Here is a 20,447-nt window from a genome sequence, read left to right on the forward strand (position 1 = left end):
CCTGGGCGGCGTTCGCTGGGCCTGCTGTCGAGGAGGCTCAAGCTGGAGCGCCGTTGTCCCCTTCCTCTCGCGGGGGCCTTGTGGGGCCACAGAGGAGCGGGGCAGAAACGCGACGCCTTCTTTTGCTGTTCTGCGGCTCCCGCCCTCCCCTTCTGGGCGAGGATGGGGGGCATGTCCGGTCCCCTGCATGGTCTGACGGTGCTCAGTCTCGCGCTCAATCTGCCGGGGCCGCTGGCCGCCGCCGCGCTGCGGGAGGGTGGCGCGCGGGTCGTGAAGGTCGAGCCGCCGGGAGGGGACCCCTTCCAGGCGCTGGCGCCGGAGTGGTACGCGGAGCTGACGCAGGGGGTGGAGGTCACCACGCTCGACCTGAAGACGCCGCCGGGGCAGGCGGCGCTGCACACGCACCTGGCGGGAGCGGACCTGCTGCTGACGAGCAGCCGCCCGGCGGCGCTGGCCCGGCTGGGAGTGGGCGGCGCGGCGCTCGCGGCACGCTACCCCCGGCTGTGCCGCGTGCTGATCGTGGGCGACACGCGCGAGCCGGAAGTGCCCGGCCACGACCTGACCTACCAGGCGGAGGCCGGACTGCTCGACCCCGCGCGGCCCGCCATGCCGCGCACGCTGCTGGCCGATCTGTTGGGCGGCCGCGAGGCGCACGCCGCCGCACTGGCGCTGCTGCTGGGGCGCGAGCGCGGCGGCACGGAGCGCGAACGGCGGGTCGGCCTGGGCGACGCCGCGCGCTGGGCCGCCGGGCCGCTGCGGCACGGGCTGACCGCCCCCGGCGGGCCGCTCTCGGGCGCGCAGGACCGCTACCAGCTGTACGCCACCGCCGACGGGACCGTCGCGGTCGCGGCGCTGGAGGACCACTTCGCCGCGCGCTGGCGGGCACTTACCAGCCCCGACCCGCAGGCGACCGTGCGGGCGCGGCCCACCGCCCACTGGCTGCGGCAGGCGCGGGAACACGATCTGCCGCTGTGCGAGGTCGCAGGGGAGGGGGCTGCCGGGCGCGGAGCAGCCGGAGACGACTAAGCGCAGTGTTCCGCTCGGAATGCGGCGTTGAGTGGCGGGCGGTGGAGGTGTACAATTCTCTTATTGAGAATCATTCTCGTTAAGAGGTTCCCTTTCGCCCGTCTGGAGGTGCCATGACTGTCCCGCTCGCTTCGCCCCGCCCGCAGCCGCAGGCTTCGGCCTCGCCGCGTTTCCGACCTGACCCGGGCCTGCGCCGGGCGATCTTGCTGACCGCGCTGACCCTGCTGGGGCTGGTGTTGGGACTGCTGGGCGAGTATCTGCTGGATTGGGCACCCCTGACGGCGGTGGGCTTTGGACTGGCGTATCTGGCGGGGGGAATTCCCTCGGCGCGGGAGGCGCTGCGGACCCTCTGGCACGAGCGCAAACTCGACGTGGACCTCCTGATGGTGCTGGCCGCGCTGGCGGCGGCGAGCATCGGGCAGTGGGCCGACGGGGCGATCTTGCTGCTGCTGTTCAGCCTCTCGAACACCTTGCAGGACTGGGCGATGGGCCGCACCAAGGGCGCGATAGCGGCGCTGATGAACCTCAACCCCGAGGGCGCGACCGTGCGCCGGGACGGCGTCGAACGCTGGTGCGAGCTGGGCGAGATCCGGGTGGGCGACCTGCTGGTCGTGCGGCCCGGCGAGCGCATCGCCGCCGACGCGCGGGTGGTGCGCGGGCAGACCAGCGTGGACGAGTCGCCCATCACCGGCGAGAGCGTGCCGGTGGACAAAGCGCCCGGCGCCGCGCTCGCCTCGGGCACCGTGAACCTGAACGGCAGCGTGGAGGCCGAGGTGCTGCGGCCTGCGGGCGAGAGCACCCTGGCGCGGCTGGTCGCCCTGATGGAGCAGGCGCAGACGCAAAAGAGCCGCGCCGAGAGCCTCAGCGAACGCTGGGAGAGTCCCTACGCCACGGCGGTGCTGCTGGGAGTGCCCGCCGTGTTCGCCCTGCTGCACTCCGGCTTCGGCCTGCCGACCGATGCGGCGTGGTACCGCGCGATCTCGTTCATGGTGGTTGCCAGCCCCTGCGCGGTGGTGATCTCGACCCCCGCCGTGATGCTCAGCGCGATGGCCGCCGCCGCGCGCTCGGGCGTGCTGTTCAAGAGCAGCGCGGCGCTGGACGCGCTGGCGGGCGTGAGGACCATCGCCTTTGACAAGACCGGCACGCTGACCCAGGCCAGGATGACCCTGACCCACCTCGTCGCCGACGACGAGCGCGCGGCCCTGGCCCTGGCGGCCGGGCTGGAGGCGCACAGCGAGCACCCCATCGCCCGGGCGGTCGTGACGGCGGCCCGCGAGCGCGGCATCGAACCGCTGGCGGTGGCGGACGCGCAGGCGATTCCCGGCCACGGCATCGGGGCGCGGCTGCCGGAGGGCGAGCGGGCCTGGGCAGGCAACCTGCGCCTGGCTGGGCGGGAGGGGGCCGCCCTGACCCCCGCGCAGGAGGCGGCGCTGGCCGGGCTGAACCGGGCGGGCAGTTCCAGCGTGATCGTGGGCCGGGGAACGCGCGTGTTGGGCGTCCTGGGCGTGGCCGACGCGCTGCGCCCCGGGATCGGGGAGGCGCTGACCCGGCTGGAGGCCAGCGGGGTCGAGCACCGCGTCATGCTGACCGGCGACCGCCAGGAGGTCGCGCAGACGGTGGCGCGCGAGGTCGGCCTGACCGAGTTCCGCGCCGAGCTGCTGCCGGAAGACAAGCTGCGCCTGATCGGTGAACTGCCCGCGCCCGTGGCGATGGTGGGCGACGGGGTCAACGACGCGCCCGCCCTGGCCCGCGCCGACCTGGGGGTGGCGGTCGCCTCGGGCACCGACGTGGCGATCGAGAGTGCCGACGTGGTCCTGATGCAAAACGACCTGGGCAAGCTGGCGGGCGCGGTGCGGCTGGCGCGTGAGGCGCGGCGCACCGTGCGGCTGAACCTGACGTTCGCGTTCGGGGTGATCCTGATCGTCGCGCCGCTGGCGGTGGCCGGGCAGGTGCCGTTGCCGCTGGGCGTGCTGGCGCACGAGGGCGGCACGGTCTTCGTGGTGTTCATGGGGCTGCGGCTGCTGCGCCGCCGGGTGTAGCTGAGCCTGGCCGCCCGCATTCGTCCGAGCATCCTTTCACTCTTCCTACCCCACCGGGGAGGTCCCCATGCCCCGTCTGACTCATCCCCGCCGTTTCTCGCCGCTGCGTCTGCTGGCCTGGCTGCTCGCCGCCTTCGTGGTGCTTCAGCTCGTGCCCTATGGCCGGGCGCACAGCAATCCGCCAGTGCGGGCCACGCCGAACTGGGACTCGGCCCAGACCCGCGAGCTGTTTGCCCGCGCGTGCGCCGACTGCCACAGCAACGCGACCCAGTGGCCCTGGTACAGCAACGTCGCGCCCGTCTCGTGGTTGGTGCAGCGCCATGTGGACGAGGGACGCGCACAGTTCAATGCCTCGGAACCAGGCTTCGGACGAGAGGCGGAGGAGGCCGCCGAGCAGGTGGAACAGGGCGAGATGCCTGAACCCACCTACCTGCCCCTGCACCCGGAAGCGCGGCTGAGCGCCCCCGAACGCGACATGCTGATTCGCGGCCTGGCCGCCACCTTCGGCTCCGAGAGAGGCGGGGAGGGGGGCGAACGCGGGGGCAGCAAGGACTGAGACGCCTGGCTCCCGGAGGTCATCCGCAGAGGGGGGGAAAGGGTCAGAGTCTGGATGAGGCCAGTCCCCGCGCCTCATCCCCGGCGGGGCCCCGAGGGGGTACGCTGGTTTTGCACTTCACCCCGAGGGAGGCCCACCCATGAGTGACGATCACCCCCGCCCCCCCACTGAGAGCACTGCCGAGCGCAGCCCGCAGGGCGGTGCCAAGGACACCGACGACCTCAGCGGCATTCAGGGCGTGCAGCGGCCCGGGATGCAGGAGAAGGGCCAGCAGGTGGCAGAGACCCCCAAAGACGTGACTGGCGAGCACGACGCCATTCAGCCGCAACACCAGCGCCGCTGAGGGCGCGAGGAGGCCCCATGAGCGCAGGCGACCCCAAGAGCGGCACCGGCCCCCAGGACAACGTGCCCCAGGAGCAGGTGCAGACCAACCCCAACTGGGACACGGGGGGCGAGAAGACCCCGGCCGCAGACGAGCAGCAGCGCTACTGGCACCAGGTCAGCGACGAGAACGCCCACGCGGGCGACGCGGCTCCGGTCACTGGGACCGCAAACGCCCACGCGCCCAGCCTGATCGGCGGCCACCCGCACAACCCCACCAGCTACGGCGCCCTACGGGACGGGTTGCCTGCGAGCGGCGCGACCACCGACCCGGCCAAGAAGGTGGACCCCGAGGACCACACCTAGAGGGAGCGCGGCCGGGCCGCCTCAGCCTCCCGGAAACTCGATCAGGACGTGTTCGGCGCTGAAGCCCGGTCCCATCGCGCTCAGCAGCCCCTTGCCCGCAGGCCTGGCCTTGAGGGTCTCTTCCAGCACGAACAGCACGGTCACGCTGCTCATGTTGCCGTTCGCGCACAGCACCCGGCGGCTGGCATCGAGCGCGCCGGGCGGCAGCTCCAGCGCGTCCTCGTAGGCGGCGAGCACCTTGACCCCGCCGGGGTGAACCACGAAGGTCGCCACGTCCTCGCGGGTCCAGCCCCGGGTGGCGAGGGCCTGATCGACGTTGCCCTGCATCATCGAGTGGACCAGGGTGGGGATGTCGCGGGAAAAGCGCACCTTCAGCCCGTCGTCCACCACGTCCCAGCCCATGATGTCCTCGGAATCCTCGATCAGGGTGGAGTAGCCCCCGTGCAGCGAAAGCAAGGGCGCGGGGCCGGGCACGTCGGGGGCGGTGACGACCAGCGCCGCGCCGCCGTCGGCAAACAGGGCGGTGCCCACGAAGTTGCTCTTGGACTCGTCCCCCTTGACCAGCGTCACGCTGCACAGCTCGACCGCCACGTACAGCACCCGCCGCCGCCCCGCCCGGACCAGATCGGCGGCCCGCGCCAGGCCCGACGCGCCGCCCGCGCACCCCAGACCCCACACCGGCAACCGCGCCGCGTGGGGATTGAGGCCCAGCGCCCCGATCAGGTAGGCGTCGAGGCTGGGGGTGCTCAGGCCGCTGGTGTTCACCACGACCACGGCGTCCACCTCGGCCGGGGCCACGTTCGCCCGCTCCAGCGCTTCCCGCGCCAGCCGCAGGGTCAGCGCGCGGGCTTCTTCCACGAAGACCGCGTTCTTTTCGCCGAAGCCGCGCGGCTGCAAGTACCACGCCAGCGGCCGGGCCAGCGCCCGCGTCTGAATCCGCGCGTTGTCGAACACGTCGAGCATGTGGGGCCGGGCCGCCATGCGCGGAAACAGCGTGCGGGCCGCCTTGCGCAGCTCCGTCTGGGAGGCGCGGTGGGGGGGGTGCCCGGTGACCAGCGAGCGCACAGTGGGAGCGGCAGACATGCGGCATTCTCTCCCCTGCCTCCCGGCGCACCGTGCCGGGTCCCACGGTCTACCTGACGCCTTCTTCACGGTTGAGGCCGCCACGCGCAGGGAAGGGCGCGGCAGGGAAACCCGTGCGGAGGCGCCAGGGGGGAGGGGGGCCGCCTCGCCCCCCTTTCCCCCTGGTCAGACCGGCCCGGCGGCCTGCGGGCGAACCTAGCGCCGGGCGGCCTGCTGGCGCTCCCACTCCTGGCGGCCCACCCCGTCGAGGGCGCGGAAATCGTCGTCCGAGAGCTGGACCCCGGCGGCGGCGACGTTTTCCTCCAGGTGCTTGACCTTGCCGGTGCCGGGGATGGGCAGCATCACCGGGCTGCGCCTGAGCACCCAGGCCAGCGCCACCTGCGAGGGCATGGCCCGGGTGCGCGCGGCGACCTCGGCCAGCACGCCGCCCGGCTGCGCGAGGCTGCCCGCCGCCAGCGGGTACCACGGCAGAAAGCCGATGCCCTCGCGCTCGCAGTACTCCAGCACCTCCTCGGACTTGCGGTGAACGAGGTTGTAGAGGTTTTGCACGGTCGCCACCGGAAAGACCCGGCGGGCGGCCTCGATCTCCTCGACCCCCACCTCGCTGAGGCCCGCGTGGCGGATCACGCCCTGCTCCATCAGGTCGCGCACCGCGCCGAACTGCTCGTCTCGCGGCACCTGGGGGTCGATGCGGTGCAGCTGCCACAGGTCGATGCGGTCCACGCCCAGGCGGCGGCGCGAGAGGTGCGCCTGCTGAATCAGGTACTCGGGGCGGCCGCAGGGCACCCACACGTCGGGACCGGTGCGGGTCAGGCCCGCCTTGGTGGCGATCACCACCGAGTCGTAGGGATGCAGGGCCTCCCGGATCAGCTCCTCGCTGACCGCCGGGCCGTAGGAGTCGGCGGTGTCGATCAGGTTGACGCCCAGCTCGGGCAGGCGGCGCAGGGTCGCCAGCGCGCCCTCGCGGTCGGCGGGGTCACCCCAGATGCCTTCTCCGGTCACGCGCATCGCGCCGAAGCCCAGGCGGTTGACGCTGAGGTCCCCGCCGATCTGGAAAGTTCCGCTGTGCGCCGCGTTCACATGGGTGGTCTCGCTCATGTCTGCTCCTCCGATGCGGCATTCTGAGCGCCGCAGATGCGCGGGGCATGGGGAGAGCGTCACGCTTTCTGAAGGGTCGGTCAGAAAAGGTGCTTCGGCAGAACAGTTCGCCCGACCTGGCTGGTTCCGGCGGCCTGAACCTCGCCGCTCGGCTACCGTTGGGCCGAGCCTTTCCAGACTTCAAGGATCAGCGCACAAGCCCCGACCCCACCCACGATGAGTTCGGGCAGGATCGTTCCACCCACGCCCTTCTCGTCGGCGTAAGAGCCGCCCAGGATGGCCGACAGCGCCAGAAAGCCGAGAAAAGCGGCGAACCCTCTTAAGGTCAAAGGTCTGGACGTTGCCCTGAGACCCGACCAGGCCAGCACAGCGAAGAGAACGAACCCGCAGAAGGCGAGTGCAGAGGGCAAGCGGAGGATCGTGAACAGACTGAGGAGCGCGGCGGCGAGTGTGGCGAGCGAGAAGGGGCGCGTATCTTTATCTCCGGATAAAGCAGGGCCGGGTTGCCAGACTGACGCTCCGCCTCACTCCTGCTCCGGCACCCCGCAGGTTTCGCGGCTCACGAACTGCGCCAGGCTCTTGCGGTGGCGGCTGCTCCAGTCGATGGAGGGCCGCTTGCCCTCTTCCGGCAGGTAGCCCAGGCGGTAGACGGCCATCAGTTCCAGGTCGTCCGGGACATGCAGCAGCTCCTGAAGGCGGCGCCACTGCCGGGGAATCTCCATCGGCGTGGAGACGAACTGGATGCCCATCCCCAGCGCGCCCACCGCGTTCCAGATGTTCTCGACGGCGGCCCCCAGCCCGAAGACGGAATAAAACCCGCTGAGTTCGCCGGGGCGGTACTCGGACTTGTCCAGCAGCGCGGCCAGCAGCAGCGGGCTTCCGGCCACCAGCTTGCGGTTGTCCTCCCCCAGTTTTTTCGGGACACCCAGCTGGCGCATGAGCCGCAGTCCGGCGTCGGAAAAGATCTGGCGGGTAAAGGGCCGCAGCGGGCCAGGCAGGTGGTCAATGTGGATGCCGTCGCGCCGCTGCTCCATCTCGGCTTCCGTGAAGCGGAAGTAGCGGCGGTAGCGCTCGAAAAAGACGCCCGCCTCGATCAGCTCGGTCATGCTCTGGCCCGAGATCTCCGCGACCGTCTCGATGGTGCGGGGGTCTTCGATCAGCACGAAGCGCCACGGCTGGCTGTTGAAGTGGCTGGGGGCGGCCTGCGCCACCCGCATCAACAGGTGCTGGTGCTCGCGGCGCACCGGGCCGGGCCGGAAGGGACCGTTGGTGGTGCGGCGGGCAAGCATCCCTTCGATCAGCCGAACGTCGGGCAGCTCGGCCGGGCGCCGGTCGGCGGCCCCGGGCAGGTCGGTGCTGGACCGGGGGGCAGGCGGGTGGGTCATGAGAGACAGGCTAGCGCGGCCGCTGCGGACGAAACGCCCTACCACGCCGCCCAGGCGCCCAGCGCGAACAGCCCCGCCGAGGCCAGCGCCCGCCGCCAGTGGTCCGCGCGGCCCGGGCGGGTGAGCGGCATGCTCAGCAGCAGGCCCAGCGCCGGAAGCAGCGCCCCGGCCCACGCCCCGGCGCGGTACGCCAGCCCGGCCGACGCCACCACCCCCGCGCACACCGCGAAAAAAAGGCCGTGGTGCAGGGCGCGGGCCAGCCGCAGGCGCCGCGACTGCGCGCCCAGGCCGACCCCCAGCAGCGCGAGCAGCAGCAGGGCGGTGAGCAGCAGGGCGAGGTGGTGCGGGGCCATCTCGCCCATGCTGGCACGGGTAGGCTGGGCGGAATGACACGTGCCCTGCTGCCCGCCGCCCTGCTCTGCGCCCTGCTGCTGGGCGGCTGCGGCCCCCGCGAGGAGGCCGACCTGACGGGCCGGGTGCTGTTTACCGCCAACGGCAGCCTCGACGCGCAGGCCGACCGCCGCGACCGGGTGGGCGGGGGCCTGCGCGAGGTCGTGTGGGAAAGCCGCCCGCCGCTGCCCGCCCGCCGCGTCACGGTGCGCTACGACAGCACCGCCCGGCCCCTGAACTGGGCGATGCAGGTCACAGGCCCCGACTTCACCGCCGAGAGCCTGGCAGGCGAGGGCGCCCGGCCCGTCCGGACCCCGGCGGGCGAGGGCCTGCGCCCCGGCGGGGGCCGCCTGACCGACGTGCTGATCCTGAAGACGCCCGGCGGCCTGAGGCTGCTGACGCGCGGCTACGCGGCCCAGGAGGAAGCGGCGCTGCTGCCCGCGTTCCGCTAGCGTTCGGCCAGAAAGAAGCCCCAGCTGGAGCCGGGGCTTCTTTGTGCCGGGAAGGCTGCTGTGTGCTGGCCCCCGCTTACTTCAGCAGTTCGCCTTCCGCGAAAAACAGCCCCAGTTCGCGCTCGGCGCTTTCCGGCGAGTCGCTGCCGTGGGTCACGTTCTCGCCGGTGGTCGTGGCGAAGTCGGCGCGGATGGAGCCGGGAGCGGCATTGGCGGGGTTGGTCGCACCCATCATCGCGCGCCAGCCGGTAATGGCGTCATTTCCTTCCAGGGCGATGGCGACGACCGGGCCGCCGGTGATGAACTCGACCAGCTCCCCGAAAAAGGGCCGCTCGCGGTGCTCGCCGTAGTGGGTCTCGGCGACCTCGCGGGAGATGACCATCTGCTTGAGGCCGACCACGCGGTAGCCCTTGCGCTGGATGCGGGCGAGAATCTCGGGCGTCAGGCCCCGGCGGACCCCGTCGGGCTTGATCATGGCAAAGGTGCGTTCCATAGCGCCCGCGAGCATAGAGCATCGCGGGCCGGGGGAGGCCCGCCTGGGGCGCGGGCCGGTCTTGCCCCCCCCCCGCGCTTTTCTGCTTTTCCTCCTTCCAGGGCGGCCCCGCTTTTGCGCCGCAGGACCGGGCAGGGCGGCCGACAGGGCAGGCTGAGGCGTTCATGTGGCTCCCCTTCACGCCGCCTTACAATGGCCGGGTGACGCACGTTTCTGACTCTCGCCCCTCGCCCACAGCGGCCAAGGTGGCCCTGACGGCCAGCGCCGCCGCAGCAGCCGGGCTGCTGCTGTTTCCCCTGGCGACCCTGGGACGCGGCTTCGACGCCGACGCCGTGCTGCTGCACCTCAGCGGCGCGGTCCTGAATTTCAGCGGCAACCAGGAAGCGCCGCTGCCGCCCACCGGCACGGTCCTGGCGCTGGGCTGGGCCACCCTCGCCCTCACGGTCGCCAGCGTGGTGGGCGCGCTGCGCCGGGCAACCTGGTTCTGGCTGACCGGGCTGCTGGCCTGTCTGTGCGGGGTGGCCGCCGTGCTGGTGCTGGGACAGGGCCTGGGGGCCGAAACGGCCCGCATCGCCGCCGACACCACGCTGCGCCCCGGTCTGCGGCGGCAGCTGCGCAGCTTTTACACTGGGGGAGGCATGAATCTGGGCCTCTTTTTGCCCATCCTGGCCGGGCTGATCACGGCGGGCGCGGGGCTGAGCGGCCGGGCGGCGTGGTGGGAGCGCCTCAACCGCCTGCGCGGGTTGCTGGTCCCCGCCGTCGCCATCGCTCTGGCGGTGCTGGTGGGCGCGGTGGTCGTGTTGATCGTGCAGCCTGCGGTGAACAACTCGGGCGCGCCGCTGGGGCTGTGGCGGGGCTGGCTCGCCAAGAGCGACCTGGTCTACTTCGTGTACTCCACGCTGTTCGCGCCGGTCACGGCCCTCAACCCCTTTCTGGACAGCCTCAAGCTCGCCACGCCGCTGATCTTCACGGGCCTGTCGGTGGCCTTTGCCTTCCGCACGGGCCTCTTTAACATCGGGGCGCCGGGGCAGCTCACGGTGGGGGCGATCATGGCGATGCTGGTCGGCGTGTACGGCCCTTCCAGCCTGGGATGGGCGCTGTTGCCGCTCTCGGTGATTGCCGCAGGAGCGGGCGGGGCGCTGTGGGGCGCGATTCCGGGGCTGCTCAAGGCCCGCTTCGGGTCTTCCGAAGTCATCAACACCATCATGCTCAACTACATCGCCTCGGCGCTGTTCATCTTCCTGATCGGGTCGAACACCTTTACCTTCCTGGGGCGCGAGTACTCGCTGCCCCTCAAGGCCGAGGGCTTCGAACCGGCCAGCGAGGAACTGCAAGTGCCCGCGCGGCTGCCCACGCTGCTCGACCTGTTCAACGTGGGACAGAACGGGGCGCTGGCGCTGACGGTCGCGCCGCTGGTGGCCCTGATCGCCTACGCCGCCGCCCGCCTCGCGCTGCGGCGCACCCCGCGCGGCGGATTGATCGCGCTGGGCGCGGCGCTGCTGGCAGGCGTGCTGACCTGGCGCATCGGGATTCCGGCGCAGGTGATCGGCAGCCAGCTCAACGCCTCTTTCCTGATCGCGCTGGCCTGCGTGGCCCTGTTCGGCGTCCTGATGTGGCGCACGGCGACCGGCTACGCGCTGCGGGCGGTGGGCTTATCGCCACGCGCCGCCGAGTACGGCGGGATCAGCGTGGCGCGCGGCACCATCCTGGCGATGACGCTGGCGGGCATGTTCGCGGGGCTGGCCGGAACCCACTACGTGAACGGCGGGGCGCTCGACGAGTACCGCCTCAAGGGCAACATGCCGGTCAACGTGGGCTTCGACGGGATCGCGGTCGCGCTGATGGGCCAGAGCACCCCCGGCGGCGTGGTCGCGGCCAGCCTGCTGTTCGGGACCATCGACACCGGCAGCGTCGGCGTGCAGCGGCTCGCCAACGTGAACCGCGACCTGGTGACGGTCCTCAAGGCCCTGATCGTGCTGTTTATCGCGGCGGGCGGCTTTCTGAACCGCCGGGTGACCGATCCGCCGCCTCCCCAGCTCGTGAAGGCGGAGGGCGGGGGCAACACGCCGCCCGCCGTGGCGGGCCTCAGCCCCTCGGTCGCCGCGCACGAACGCGCCACGCCCACCCCGACCGTGACCCTGTCCAGCGAAACCAACAAAGACGTGACGCGCGGAGGAGGCCAGTAGTGTCCGCCTCTTCCCGCACCGCGCCCGGCCCCGCCGCCCTGTCCTTTCCCCCTGCTCCCCCGCTGCACGCCGAGGTGTTGTAAATGGAAGGTCTTTTTGCGCAACTGCTCACGACCGCCTTTCTGGCGACCTTTATCCGCAGCGTGGTGCCGCTGCTGCTGACTGGCCTGGGCGGCCTGTTTTCCGAGCGCAGCGGCGTGGTGAACATCGCGCTGGACGGCCTGATCATCTTCGGGGCGCTGGCGGGCGCGGTGGCGACACTGACGCTGGAACCCAGCCTGGGGGCACTCGCGCCCTGGCTGGGCTGGCTGGCAGGCGCCGTCGTGGGCGGGCTGATCGCCTGGATTCACGCGGTGGTCTCCATCAAGTACCGCGCCGATCAGGTGATCTCGGGCACGGCGATCAATCTGCTCTCCGCCGGGGTCCCGGCTGTGATCCTGACCGCCCTGTACGGCAGCTCCACCGAGAGTCCCAAGGTGCAAAACGCGCTGCCGCTGTGGGGTGTGGGCGAGCTGCGCTTCAGCCCGCCGGTGTTTTTCGCGCTGCTGACGGTGCTGGTGACCTGGTACGTGCTGTACCGCACCCCCTACGGCCTGCGGCTGCGCGCGACCGGCGAGCACCCCGGCGCGGCGGCGAGCATGGGCGTCAACGTGCGGCGGATGCGCTACAGCGGCGTGATTCTCTCGGGCGTGCTGGCGGGCACGGCGGGCGTGTTCCTGAGCATCGGCAACCTGGATTCCTACGTGCGCAACATCAGCGCGGGCCTGGGCTTCATCTCGCTGGCGGCGCTGATCTTCGGGCAGTGGAAGCCGCTGGGCGTGCTGGGCGCCACCGTGCTGTTCGGCTTCTTGCAGGCGCTCTCGATCACGCTGGGCGGCACCGACCTGCTGCCCCCCACGCTGGTGGCCGCGCTGCCGTACCTGATCACCATCATCGCGCTGATCTTTACCGGGCGCAGCGCCGCGCCGAGGGCGCTGGGCAAACCGCTCGACGGATAATCGGGCGCGCCGGAACCTCCGCCAGGATTCGGAAAGGGCAGGCCGCTGCGGGTCTGCCCTGCCTGCTGTCTGGTCTGGGCCTGACGGCCCCCCGCCAGTGCCCTAAACCTCCGCGTCAGCTTCAGTTCACCCGCCCCGGAAGCGCGCGTGCTCCTCTGGGCGGCGATGTTTCGCCGCGTGGCCCTCCTGTCCTTGCTGTCTGCCTTTTCCCTCTCCTCCGGCCCCGCCCTCGCCGCCCCGGCCCCCGCCACCGTTCAGGTGCGTGCGGGGGATACCCTCTCCGGGCTGGCCCACCGCCACAGGGTGAGCGTCTCGCAGTTGCGCGCCCTCAACGGGTTGAAAGGCAACCTGATCCGCCCCGGACAGGTGCTGCGGCTGCGGGCAGCGGCGGCCAGCGTGAACAAAGCGACCGCCAAGGCTGCCGCCCCCGCCGTCTACACCGTGCGCCCCGGCGACACGCTGGGCGCCATCGCGGGACGGGCGGGGGTCAGCGTGGCGGCGCTGCGGACCGCCAACGGCATCACGGGCAGCCTGATCCGGTCCGGCCAGCGGCTGCGGGTGCCCGCGCGCGGCAGCGTGCAGGCAAACAGGGCCGCGCCGCCCCGCCCGACCACCGAGGTGCGGCTCATCCACGGGTACGTGCAGGCCGGGCCGCGCGACACGCTGGCGTCGCTGGCCCGCACCTACCGCACCACCGCCGACCACCTCGCCAAGCTCAACGGCCTGAGCCGCGCGGGCCGCCGCCTGTACGCGGGGCAGCGGGTGCTGGTGCCCCGGCGCATCCCGGTGCCGGTTCCGCCCCGGCCCGTGAACCGGCCCCTCAGCGTCAAGCGCCTGACCCCGCTGAACGTGCCCGTGCAGGTGCTGAACGTGGACCTGCGCTGGCGGGACGTGCTGGTGGCGCCCGTGTTGCCCCGCCCCGGCCTGGGCAGCGGCGCGCGGGTCAGCACGTTGGCGCGGACCAGCGGCGCGCGGGCGGTCGTGAACGGCAGCTACTTTCATCCGCGCTCCTACGCCCCGGCGGGCGACCTGGTGATGCAGGGCCGCCTGCTGACCTGGGGCCGCATTCCCGCCGCGCTGGCGATCACGCCCGACAACCGCGCGACCATCGCGGCGAGCACGACCCCGCTGCTGGGTCGCCCGCTGGGCACCAGCTGGCGCGGCATGGAAACCGTGATCGCCACCGGGCCGCGCATCCTGCGCGGGGGCGGCGTGGTGCGGCAGTACGCCAGCGCCTTTCGCGACCCGGCGCTGTTTGGCCGCGCGGCCCGCAGCGCGGTGGGCCTCAGGAGCAACCGCGACCTGGTGTTCGTGACCACCCACGCCCGGCTGACCACCACCGAGATGGGCAAGGTGATGGCGCGGCTGGGTGTGCGCGACGCCCTGCTGCTCGACGGGGGCAGCAGCGCGGGCCTGGCCTGGAACGGGCAGGCGGTGCTCGATAGCGTGCGCAGCGTGGCCTACGGGATCGGCGTGTTCACCGACTACCGGGGACGGCGCTACGCGCGCTGAGGACGCGCGGGCCGGTGGACCCGCCGGGTTCCCGTACCATGCGGGGATGACCCACGCTCTGACCGCCTCCCTGACCGCTGACCTCCCGACGGTGAAGCCGTGAAGCCCGAGCAGGTGCAGGCGCAGCTCGCGCGGGTGCTGTCGGCGGCGATCTCGGAACTGCGCGACCCCCGGGTGCCTTTGATCGTGACCGTCGAGCGGGTGGCGGTCACCTCCGACTACGGGCTGGCGCGGGTGTACGTCAGCGCGATCGGGAGCGACATGAGCGAGTTGCTCGAAGCCCTCTCCCGCGCGCGCGGGCACCTTCAGCGCGAGGTGGCCGCACAGGTCAAGCTGCGCCGCACGCCCACGCTGGAGTTCTACGCGGCGGACGAGGCCCGGCTGTGACCGGACGGGCGGCGACCGGGCAGGAGGCGCCGCACGCGGGCGGGCGCGAGAGCCGCAGCGACCTGCGGGTCCGCTACGCCGAGACCGACGCGATGGGGGTGGCCCACCACGCGAACTACCCGGTGTGGTTCGAGGTGGGCCGCAGCGACCTGATGCGCGAACTGGGCCTGCCCTACAGCGAGGTCGAGGCGCGCGGCTACTTCCTGATGCTCTCGGGCCTGAACGTGGAGTACCGCCGCGCCGCCCGCTACGACGATGCCCTCACGCTGCTGACGCGGGTGAGCGCGCTGCGGTCACGCACCGTGACCTTCAGCTACGCCCTGCTGCGCGGCGACGAGCTGCTGGCGACCGGCGAGACCCGCCACATCGCCACCGACCGCCAGTACCGCCCGGCCCGGTTGCCAGGTGACGTGGTGGCGCTGCTGGGGGGCTGAGCCACGCCCCTCTCAGGGCGCGAACTGCCGCAGCTGCACCCGGTACACGCCGCCCACGTCCTCGCGCCACGCCAGCACGGCGGCCCCCGAGGCGTCCACCGCCAGCGCGGGTGACCGGGCGTCGCGCCGGGCGTCCCGGTTGACCCCGCCGAGATCCTGCCAGGCCGACCCCACCCAGCGGGCCAGCCGCACCCGGCCCACGCCGCCGCGTTCCTCGACCCAGGCGACCAGCGCGCGCCCGCCCCGGTCCAGGGCCAGCGCCGGGGCCGAGGCGGACCCCGACCCCAGCCGCCCACCCAGCGCCGCCCAGGCCCCACCCGTCCAGCGCGAGACGAAGAGGGCGTCCTCGCCGCCCGCGTCCTCCAGCCAGGCCACCACCGGGCGCCCGGAGGCGTCCAGCGCCAGCCGGGTCGAGGCGACGTAACGGCCCGGCTGGCGGTTGAGGGATCCGCCCAACGCCGCCCAGCCGCTGCCGGTCCAGCGCCGGGCGTAGACGTTGCTGGCGAGCACGTCCCCCTGCAACCACGCGACGGTGGGCCGCCCCGAGGCGTCCAGCGCCAGGGCCGGGGTCCGGGAAAAGGCGGCGGGGTCGTTGAAGGCCGGGCCGCGCGTCCAGACCTTTGCCCCAGGGTCCCAGGTCCGCACCGTCAGGCGGCTGCCGTAGGGGGTCCGCAGCGTCTCGCCCCAGGCCAGGACCGGTTCGCCGCCGCGCGCCGCCAGCGCCCGGGTCCGGGCCGCGTAGGGCAGGTCGTCGCCCAGGTAACGCGCGCGCCAGTCGGTCCAGGCGCCCGCCTTCTCCTGCCAGGCCCGAAAGACCACGATGTCGTTGTCGCCGTAGTTCTCGTTCCAGGCCAGCACGGGCGTGCCGCGCTCGTCGAGGGCCAGGTTGAGGCTGGAGAGCGGGCGCGGGTGGTCATAGTTGAGCGCGCCGCCCAGCGCCTGCCAGCCTCCGCCGCTGCGGCGCCAGACGTTCAGCTGCCGGGCCACGAAGGTGCCGCGTCCGCTGCTGAAGGTGTCCGCGTCGGCCAGGACCGCCAGCACCAGCGCGCCGTCGGGGGCCGCCGCGAGCTGGAGTTCGCGCACGGGCCGCGCGGGACCGGAGGGCGCGGGCAGGGGGGCGGCCCCCGCGCCGAGGGAACGGGCAAGCGAGGCCGCCAGCAACGCGGCGAGCAGCCCTGCGCGGAGGGAATGTCCGGCAACGGCGCCCGCTCTGTCCCGGGGTCCGCGCGGCGCGGCGGTGTGCATTCGGCGCATGGTTCTCCTTGCTGGCGGGCGGCGCCTAGCCTGCGGACGGCGGTGAGGCGCAATGCTGTTTAGAGGCGGCAGGAACGCAGCCTCATTGTGGCCCCGCGCCGCCCGCCAGGACAACGGGCCGCGCCTCCGCACACCCGGCCTGCCCCGCTGCCCGCTAGACTGCCGGGCACATGAGCCACCTGTCGCGCACCCTGCCGATCAAGCGCGCCGCGCACGTCTACCTCGTTCAGGACGGCCAGTTGCTGCTGGTCGAGGAACGCATGGACGACGGCAGCATCTTTTACGGCCTGCCGGGCGGCAAGGCCCACCCCGGCGAGAGCCTGGCGGACGCCGCCGTGCGCCAGGTCGCGGTCGAGACCGGCCTGACCGTCACCGACCTGAGGTTCGTGAGCCTGCTCGAGGGCGAGATGCTGACGGGCACCCGCAACGAGTGCTACGCCAATTTCGGGCGCTTCACGGCCACCTTTCACGGCGAACTCGACCCCACCGACCCCGAGGTGGTGGGCGTCAAATGGGTGCCCTTCGCGCAGGTGGAAGGCCTGGTCCGCTACGGCCCGCCCCCCGAGTGCGAGGAGCGCAACCCGCTGATCTGGGTGCCCACCCGCGACTTCCTGCGCGGCGAGGCGCGGGCGTACTACCCGATCTAGCGGCCCGCCCACCCGGACTTCGCGGGCGGGGGCACGCTCTGCGGGGCGCAGAGGCCGTAGCCTGGGGGCACCCATGCCCAACCGACGCCAGAAGGTGCGGCCTCTTTTCCTGCTGTGGGCGATGCTGAGCACGGCTCCAGCGCAACCTCTCCCCACGCCCCCGGCCTCCGCCGCCGAGGCCGCGCGTACGCTGGGGGACCCCCTCTTTCCCGGCCTGGGGCAACTCGGGCTGGACGTGCGGCACTACGACCTGTCGCTGACGGTCGAGCGGCCCGGCACGCCGGGGCTGCGCGGCGCCGTGACGCTGACGCTGGCGGCGACGCGCCCGCTGGCCGAGCTGCGGCTGGACTTTCTGGGACCGGCGGTGAGCGCCGTGCGCTGGAACGGGCAACCCGCGCCCTTCCGGGTGGACCGCACTGCCGGGAAGCTGAGCGTGACCCCCCCCGCCCCGCTGCGGCCCGGGCAGACGGCGCGGCTGACGGTCGAGTACCGGGGCCTGCCCGGCGAGGTCCTCGACCCCGATTTCGGCGTGGCGGTGCGGCTGGGCTGGCAGAGCGTTCCCGCCGCAGGCGACCGGGCCGGGGCCAACTTCACCCTCAGCGAGCCGAACGGCACCCACACCTTCTTGCCCTCCAACGACCACCCCTCCGACAAGGCGACCTTCACCACCCGCCTGACCGTTCCGGCGGGCTTCGCGGCGGCGGCCAGCGGGGTGGAGGGGCCGGTGGTGACGGGAGCGAACGGCGCGCGGACCTTCGTGTTCACGCAGGCCCAGCCCATCCCCACCTATGCGCTGGGCCTCTTCGTGGACCGCTTCGAGCGGGTGACGGCGCCCGGGGTGCCGGTCGGGAAGGGTGGGGCCGCCGTCCTCCGCCGCGACTACTTCCCGGTCGGGACGCCGCCGAATGTCCGCGCCGCCTATGCCCGCACGGATGAGATGTTGCGCGTGCTATCCGGCTGGTTCGGGCCGTACCCCTTCGGCGCCTACGGGGTGGGGGTCGTGACGCCCCGGCTGCCCGCGCTGGAGACGGCCACACTCTCGACCATGCCGCTGTCCATGAGCACCGAGCGCACCGCCGTCCACGAGATCGCCCACCAGTGGTTCGGCAACGACGTGACCCCCGCGCGCTGGGCCGACGTGTGGCTCAGCGAGGGCTTTGCCGCCTACGCCGAGCTGCTGTGGACGGAAAGCCAGGGCGGCGACGGCCAGGCTTACGCCGCGCGCTGGCACGCCAACCTGAGCCGGGCGGGCACCCGGCCCCTGGTCGCCACCCAGGTCTCGCAACTGTTCGACCTCAGCGCCTACCAGCGCGGCGCCCTGGCCCTGCACGCCCTGCGCGCGGCGGTGGGAGACACGGCCTTCCGCGCCTTTCTGCGGGCCTACGCGGCGCGGTTCTCGGGCGGCACCATCGACACGGCGGCCTTCCTCGCCTTCGCCCGCGCTCAGGCTGGCCCGGCGGGCGAGGCGGCGCTGAGGGAGTGGGTGGAAGCGGAGGAGTTGCCGCCGTTGCCGGTGGTGGTAGCACGCTAGAGGACCTGAGAGTAACCTTGGAGAGTGTCCTTACCTCTAGCTAGCCCTGAATCAGCATCGCGCTTCCATATAGTCATCCATCTTGTGAGTGGACAAAGAATGGCTCTTATGAATGCAACATGGAAATACTACTCGTTTATCAATGAAACTTTGAAGGATGCTCCACCGAGTTATTTAGTGCTTTCCTCTCCGGAACGAGAGCTGTCTATTCCATGGAAGTCTATAGAGTTCATAGAGAAGGTAGAGGGGAAGCCACCTGTCCAAGCCTTCTACTTAGCATTGGATCTTGCTAAAAATGACGCTTGATAACCAGGAAACTCGCCAGCAAGACTTAGTAGTTAACGGCACACTCATTATACCCCTACAGCGCTCTGATGATGACAGAATTGGATTGTCTCTCAGTAGATTAGAATGGAAGCGTTTAAAGAGGCTGGCAAACAAGATCCAACCTTCTACGCAATGGTGGACCATTCTTGGATCGGGTGCTCTGGGTGTAGCGGTCCCTTGTGCCATAAATTGGTTGATATTTTTGAGAACCTCTAATCGAGATACTTTATCATTATACGTAAACGGTCTGTGCAGTTTAGCATTCCTAATTATATCTATTGTATGCTTTTTATCGGAAAGACAGAACAAGATCAATATATCCGACAATGCGAGGGATTTGTTAGACGAAATGAATTCTATAGAACGGTCAAAACCAGGGACCTTTCCTGTTACTCCTGAAAATCAACAGTAGTCTTTACCTTTTGGGTGAGTTACTCCCCCAACAAGTCAGATTCATTACCTGAGCATGCCACTACCTCGTAAAAAGCCACTCTGTCTTCTTTCCTCACCGTTCTCACTTCCTGATATCGGATGCTGATACCCGGAGGCGAGACGTGGACCTCAACCTGTTCAAGGGCAACCTCGACCTGATCGTGCTGAGCGTGCTGGAACGCGGCGGCGGCTACGGCCTGGACATCACCAAGCGGGTGAACGCGCTGACGCATGGCTATTTCACCCTCAACGCGGGCAGCCTGTACCCGGCGCTGCACCGCCTGGAACGCGCCGGATTTCTGGGGGCGCAGGAGGAGACGCCCGCGCGGGGCGGGCCGCCCGTCCGCACCTACACGCTGACGGCGGCGGGCCGCGCCGAGCTGGAGCGCCGCCGCGCAAGCTACGACACCTTCGACCGGGCGCTGCGGAGCCTGTGGTGAGCTGCCCCGACATTCCGCCCACCGTCACGGCGTATCTGGACGGGGCGACCCGCCTGCTGCCGCTGCACGCCCGCGCGACCACCCGCCGCGAGCTGCACGCCAACCTGCACCAGACGATGCTCGACCACCTCACCGCCGGGATACCGGAAGCGGAAGCCTGGGCCGCCGCCCTGCGCGACTTCGGCCCGCCCACCCGCACGGCGCTGGGGCTGGCGCGAACCCACACGCTGCCCCTGCTGCTGCGGGCGCTTTTGATGGCGGGGGCACTGGGCGGCGCCGCCTCAGCGCTGTGGACCCACGCGGCCCCGACTACCGCCCCGGTGCAGGAGGCCCGGCCGTGAAGGCCCGCCTCCTGAAGCTCTGGCGCGAGTGGGGATCGCCGGTCGTCTTCGCGCTATTGCTGACCCAGTTCGGGGCGACCGCCGTGCAGGTGGACGGCACGAGCATGCTGCCCGGCCTGCGCGACGGCGAATGGCTGGCCGTGCCGAAGGTGGAGGGCTGGGCCTACCGCGCCGGGCTGGGGGGCTACGCGCGGGGGGACGTGGTGGTCTTCAAGCCGCCGCGCGCCGCCAGCTACGAGTGGACCCACGAGTACCGGGGAGTGACCCTGCCGTGGACGTACCGCCCGTACCTCGTCAAGCGGGTGGTGGGGCTGCCCGGCGACCGGGTGACCATGCAGCGGGGCGACCTGTACGTGAACGGGCGGGCGGTGGACCAGGGCTGGACCCTCCCCTACTGGCAGGGCGCGTGCCTGGACCGGGGGAGCGCGCTGGCGAACAGTGTGGCGGCCTCGCCCACCCGCACCGGGCAGGCGGAGGTGACGGTGCCGCCCGGGCACGTCTTCGTGCTGGGGGACAACCGCAGCCCCGGCGGCAGCCTGGACAGCCGCGCCTTCGGGCCGGTCCATGTGGGCGACATCGCCGGGCGGGCGCTGGCGAGCGTGTGGCCGTTGCGGGTGCCTCAGCAGAGTGCCCCTCCCTGCGATGGGCAGAAACCTCCTGAGACCCCCGGCGGCGAAACCCACCCCAATCTCCGGCTGCTGACGCCGCCCCCCGGGCTAGACGAGGTGCGCTAGCAAGCCCCTTCCCCC

Annotated in this window: 23 protein-coding genes; 16 read left to right on the plus strand and 7 right to left on the minus strand. The window is 71.5% G+C overall.

Features of this window, described 5'->3' with window-relative positions; translation table 11 throughout:
* The first annotated feature begins 171 nt into the window (after positions 1-171).
* The 5 genes from HNQ09_RS12770 to HNQ09_RS12790 all read left to right on the plus strand — a co-directional run bounded on the left by HNQ09_RS12770 (position 172) and on the right by HNQ09_RS12790 (position 4,308).
* Positions 172-1,026: a CoA transferase gene (locus HNQ09_RS12770; protein WP_184029890.1), complete on the plus strand. Its 855-nt coding sequence runs from the start codon at positions 172-174 to the stop codon at positions 1,024-1,026.
* Positions 1,027-1,139: 113 nt separating this feature from the next.
* Positions 1,140-3,065: a heavy metal translocating P-type ATPase gene (locus tag HNQ09_RS12775; RefSeq protein WP_184029893.1), complete on the plus strand. Its 1,926-nt coding sequence runs from the start codon at positions 1,140-1,142 to the stop codon at positions 3,063-3,065.
* A gap of 67 nt (positions 3,066-3,132) precedes the next feature.
* Entirely contained in the window at positions 3,133-3,621 is a 489-nt protein-coding gene (locus HNQ09_RS12780) for a heme-binding domain-containing protein (protein WP_184029895.1), read from the plus strand.
* A 139-nt stretch (positions 3,622-3,760) separates the two neighbouring features.
* Positions 3,761-3,964 carry a hypothetical protein gene (locus HNQ09_RS12785; protein WP_184029898.1) on the plus strand — a complete coding sequence of 68 codons (204 nt, stop codon included), beginning with the start codon at positions 3,761-3,763 and terminating at the stop codon, positions 3,962-3,964.
* Positions 3,965-3,981: 17 nt separating this feature from the next.
* A complete protein-coding gene (locus HNQ09_RS12790) occupies positions 3,982-4,308 on the plus strand; it encodes a hypothetical protein (protein WP_184029900.1) in 327 nt (108 codons plus the stop codon).
* Positions 4,309-4,329: 21 nt separating this feature from the next.
* On the opposite strand, the gene HNQ09_RS12795 is transcribed toward HNQ09_RS12790, so the two are convergent.
* From HNQ09_RS12795 to HNQ09_RS12815, 5 genes are all read right to left on the minus strand, one after another.
* Positions 4,330-5,391, minus strand: a complete 1,062-nt coding sequence (locus HNQ09_RS12795; protein ID WP_184029903.1) for a type III polyketide synthase — start codon at positions 5,389-5,391, stop codon at positions 4,330-4,332.
* 195 nt (positions 5,392-5,586) lie between these two features.
* The gene (locus tag HNQ09_RS12800) at positions 5,587-6,489 is read right to left on the minus strand and encodes an aldo/keto reductase (protein ID WP_184029905.1); all 903 of its coding nucleotides are present in this window, start codon (positions 6,487-6,489) and stop codon (positions 5,587-5,589) included.
* Between the two features lie 152 nt (positions 6,490-6,641).
* The gene (locus tag HNQ09_RS12805) at positions 6,642-6,818 is read right to left on the minus strand and encodes a hypothetical protein (protein ID WP_184029908.1); all 177 of its coding nucleotides are present in this window, start codon (positions 6,816-6,818) and stop codon (positions 6,642-6,644) included.
* Positions 6,819-7,013: 195 nt separating this feature from the next.
* Positions 7,014-7,778 (minus strand): nitroreductase family protein, encoded by a 765-nt coding sequence (locus HNQ09_RS12810; RefSeq protein ID WP_184029999.1) that lies wholly within the window; start codon positions 7,776-7,778, stop codon positions 7,014-7,016.
* A gap of 134 nt (positions 7,779-7,912) precedes the next feature.
* Positions 7,913-8,236 carry a hypothetical protein gene (locus HNQ09_RS12815; RefSeq protein WP_343057794.1) on the minus strand — a complete coding sequence of 108 codons (324 nt, stop codon included), beginning with the start codon at positions 8,234-8,236 and terminating at the stop codon, positions 7,913-7,915.
* 24 nt (positions 8,237-8,260) lie between these two features.
* On the opposite strand from HNQ09_RS12815, the gene HNQ09_RS12820 reads away from it, so the two are divergent.
* Entirely contained in the window at positions 8,261-8,716 is a 456-nt protein-coding gene (locus HNQ09_RS12820) for a hypothetical protein (RefSeq protein WP_184029910.1), read from the plus strand.
* A 76-nt stretch (positions 8,717-8,792) separates the two neighbouring features.
* On the opposite strand, the gene ndk is transcribed toward HNQ09_RS12820, so the two are convergent.
* Complete coding sequence (gene ndk, locus HNQ09_RS12825) at positions 8,793-9,209, minus strand: nucleoside-diphosphate kinase (protein ID WP_184029912.1); 417 nt, start codon at positions 9,207-9,209, stop codon at positions 8,793-8,795.
* A 200-nt stretch (positions 9,210-9,409) separates the two neighbouring features.
* Between ndk and HNQ09_RS12830 the strand changes: the two genes are divergently transcribed.
* The 5 genes from HNQ09_RS12830 (at position 9,410) to HNQ09_RS12850 (ending at position 14,726) form a co-directional block, all read left to right on the plus strand.
* On the plus strand, positions 9,410-11,395 hold the full coding sequence (locus tag HNQ09_RS12830) for an ABC transporter permease subunit (RefSeq protein ID WP_184029915.1): 1,986 nt from the start codon (positions 9,410-9,412) through the stop codon (positions 11,393-11,395).
* A gap of 83 nt (positions 11,396-11,478) precedes the next feature.
* Entirely contained in the window at positions 11,479-12,393 is a 915-nt protein-coding gene (locus HNQ09_RS12835) for an ABC transporter permease (RefSeq protein ID WP_184029917.1), read from the plus strand.
* Between the two features lie 147 nt (positions 12,394-12,540).
* Positions 12,541-13,905, plus strand: a complete 1,365-nt coding sequence (locus tag HNQ09_RS12840; protein ID WP_343057796.1) for a LysM peptidoglycan-binding domain-containing protein — start codon at positions 12,541-12,543, stop codon at positions 13,903-13,905.
* 99 nt (positions 13,906-14,004) lie between these two features.
* On the plus strand, positions 14,005-14,292 hold the full coding sequence (gene rbfA, locus HNQ09_RS12845) for a 30S ribosome-binding factor RbfA (RefSeq protein ID WP_184029920.1): 288 nt from the start codon (positions 14,005-14,007) through the stop codon (positions 14,290-14,292).
* Positions 14,289-14,726 carry an acyl-CoA thioesterase gene (locus HNQ09_RS12850; RefSeq protein WP_343057797.1) on the plus strand — a complete coding sequence of 146 codons (438 nt, stop codon included), beginning with the start codon at positions 14,289-14,291 and terminating at the stop codon, positions 14,724-14,726. Before rbfA ends, HNQ09_RS12850 begins: the two co-directional genes overlap by 4 nt.
* A 12-nt stretch (positions 14,727-14,738) precedes the next feature.
* Here the strand turns inward: HNQ09_RS12850 and HNQ09_RS12855 are convergent, their stop codons facing one another.
* Entirely contained in the window at positions 14,739-15,980 is a 1,242-nt protein-coding gene (locus tag HNQ09_RS12855; RefSeq protein ID WP_246363338.1) for a hypothetical protein, read from the minus strand.
* Positions 15,981-16,150: 170 nt separating this feature from the next.
* On the opposite strand from HNQ09_RS12855, the gene HNQ09_RS12860 reads away from it, so the two are divergent.
* The 5 genes from HNQ09_RS12860 to lepB all read left to right on the plus strand — a co-directional run bounded on the left by HNQ09_RS12860 (position 16,151) and on the right by lepB (position 20,432).
* Complete coding sequence (locus HNQ09_RS12860) at positions 16,151-16,627, plus strand: NUDIX domain-containing protein (protein WP_184029923.1); 477 nt, start codon at positions 16,151-16,153, stop codon at positions 16,625-16,627.
* A 73-nt stretch (positions 16,628-16,700) separates the two neighbouring features.
* Positions 16,701-18,158 carry a M1 family metallopeptidase gene (locus tag HNQ09_RS12865; RefSeq protein WP_184029925.1) on the plus strand — a complete coding sequence of 486 codons (1,458 nt, stop codon included), beginning with the start codon at positions 16,701-16,703 and terminating at the stop codon, positions 18,156-18,158.
* A gap of 881 nt (positions 18,159-19,039) precedes the next feature.
* A complete protein-coding gene (locus HNQ09_RS12870) occupies positions 19,040-19,357 on the plus strand; it encodes a helix-turn-helix transcriptional regulator (protein ID WP_184029928.1) in 318 nt (105 codons plus the stop codon).
* A complete protein-coding gene (locus HNQ09_RS12875; protein ID WP_184029931.1) occupies positions 19,354-19,698 on the plus strand; it encodes a hypothetical protein in 345 nt (114 codons plus the stop codon). The genes HNQ09_RS12870 and HNQ09_RS12875 overlap by 4 nt, the downstream gene beginning before the upstream one ends.
* Positions 19,695-20,432 carry a signal peptidase I gene (lepB, locus tag HNQ09_RS12880; RefSeq protein WP_184029934.1) on the plus strand — a complete coding sequence of 246 codons (738 nt, stop codon included), beginning with the start codon at positions 19,695-19,697 and terminating at the stop codon, positions 20,430-20,432. The genes HNQ09_RS12875 and lepB overlap by 4 nt, the downstream gene beginning before the upstream one ends.
* The last annotated feature ends 15 nt before the right edge of the window (positions 20,433-20,447 follow it).

The sequence above is a fragment of the Deinococcus budaensis genome (genome assembly GCF_014201885.1).
Taxonomy (GTDB): domain Bacteria; phylum Deinococcota; class Deinococci; order Deinococcales; family Deinococcaceae; genus Deinococcus; species Deinococcus budaensis.

Coding starts and splice junctions, on each gene's coding strand:
- HNQ09_RS12820 (WP_184029910.1), top strand. CDS start 8,261: ATGACACGTGCCCTGCTGCCCGCCGCCCTGCTCTGCGCCCTGCTGCTG.
- HNQ09_RS12800 (WP_184029905.1), bottom strand. CDS start 6,489: ATGAGCGAGACCACCCATGTGAACGCGGCGCACAGCGGAACTTTCCAG.
- HNQ09_RS12835 (WP_184029917.1), top strand. CDS start 11,479: ATGGAAGGTCTTTTTGCGCAACTGCTCACGACCGCCTTTCTGGCGACC.
- HNQ09_RS12810 (WP_184029999.1), bottom strand. CDS start 7,778: ATGCTTGCCCGCCGCACCACCAACGGTCCCTTCCGGCCCGGCCCGGTG.
- HNQ09_RS12785 (WP_184029898.1), top strand. CDS start 3,761: ATGAGTGACGATCACCCCCGCCCCCCCACTGAGAGCACTGCCGAGCGC.
- HNQ09_RS12790 (WP_184029900.1), top strand. CDS start 3,982: ATGAGCGCAGGCGACCCCAAGAGCGGCACCGGCCCCCAGGACAACGTG.
- HNQ09_RS12795 (WP_184029903.1), bottom strand. CDS start 5,391: ATGTCTGCCGCTCCCACTGTGCGCTCGCTGGTCACCGGGCACCCCCCC.
- HNQ09_RS12775 (WP_184029893.1), top strand. CDS start 1,140: ATGACTGTCCCGCTCGCTTCGCCCCGCCCGCAGCCGCAGGCTTCGGCC.
- HNQ09_RS12770 (WP_184029890.1), top strand. CDS start 172: ATGTCCGGTCCCCTGCATGGTCTGACGGTGCTCAGTCTCGCGCTCAAT.
- ndk (WP_184029912.1), bottom strand. CDS start 9,209: ATGGAACGCACCTTTGCCATGATCAAGCCCGACGGGGTCCGCCGGGGC.
- HNQ09_RS12815 (WP_343057794.1), bottom strand. CDS start 8,236: ATGGGCGAGATGGCCCCGCACCACCTCGCCCTGCTGCTCACCGCCCTG.
- HNQ09_RS12865 (WP_184029925.1), top strand. CDS start 16,701: ATGCCCAACCGACGCCAGAAGGTGCGGCCTCTTTTCCTGCTGTGGGCG.
- HNQ09_RS12780 (WP_184029895.1), top strand. CDS start 3,133: ATGCCCCGTCTGACTCATCCCCGCCGTTTCTCGCCGCTGCGTCTGCTG.
- HNQ09_RS12855 (WP_246363338.1), bottom strand. CDS start 15,980: ATGCGCCGAATGCACACCGCCGCGCCGCGCGGACCCCGGGACAGAGCG.
- HNQ09_RS12860 (WP_184029923.1), top strand. CDS start 16,151: ATGAGCCACCTGTCGCGCACCCTGCCGATCAAGCGCGCCGCGCACGTC.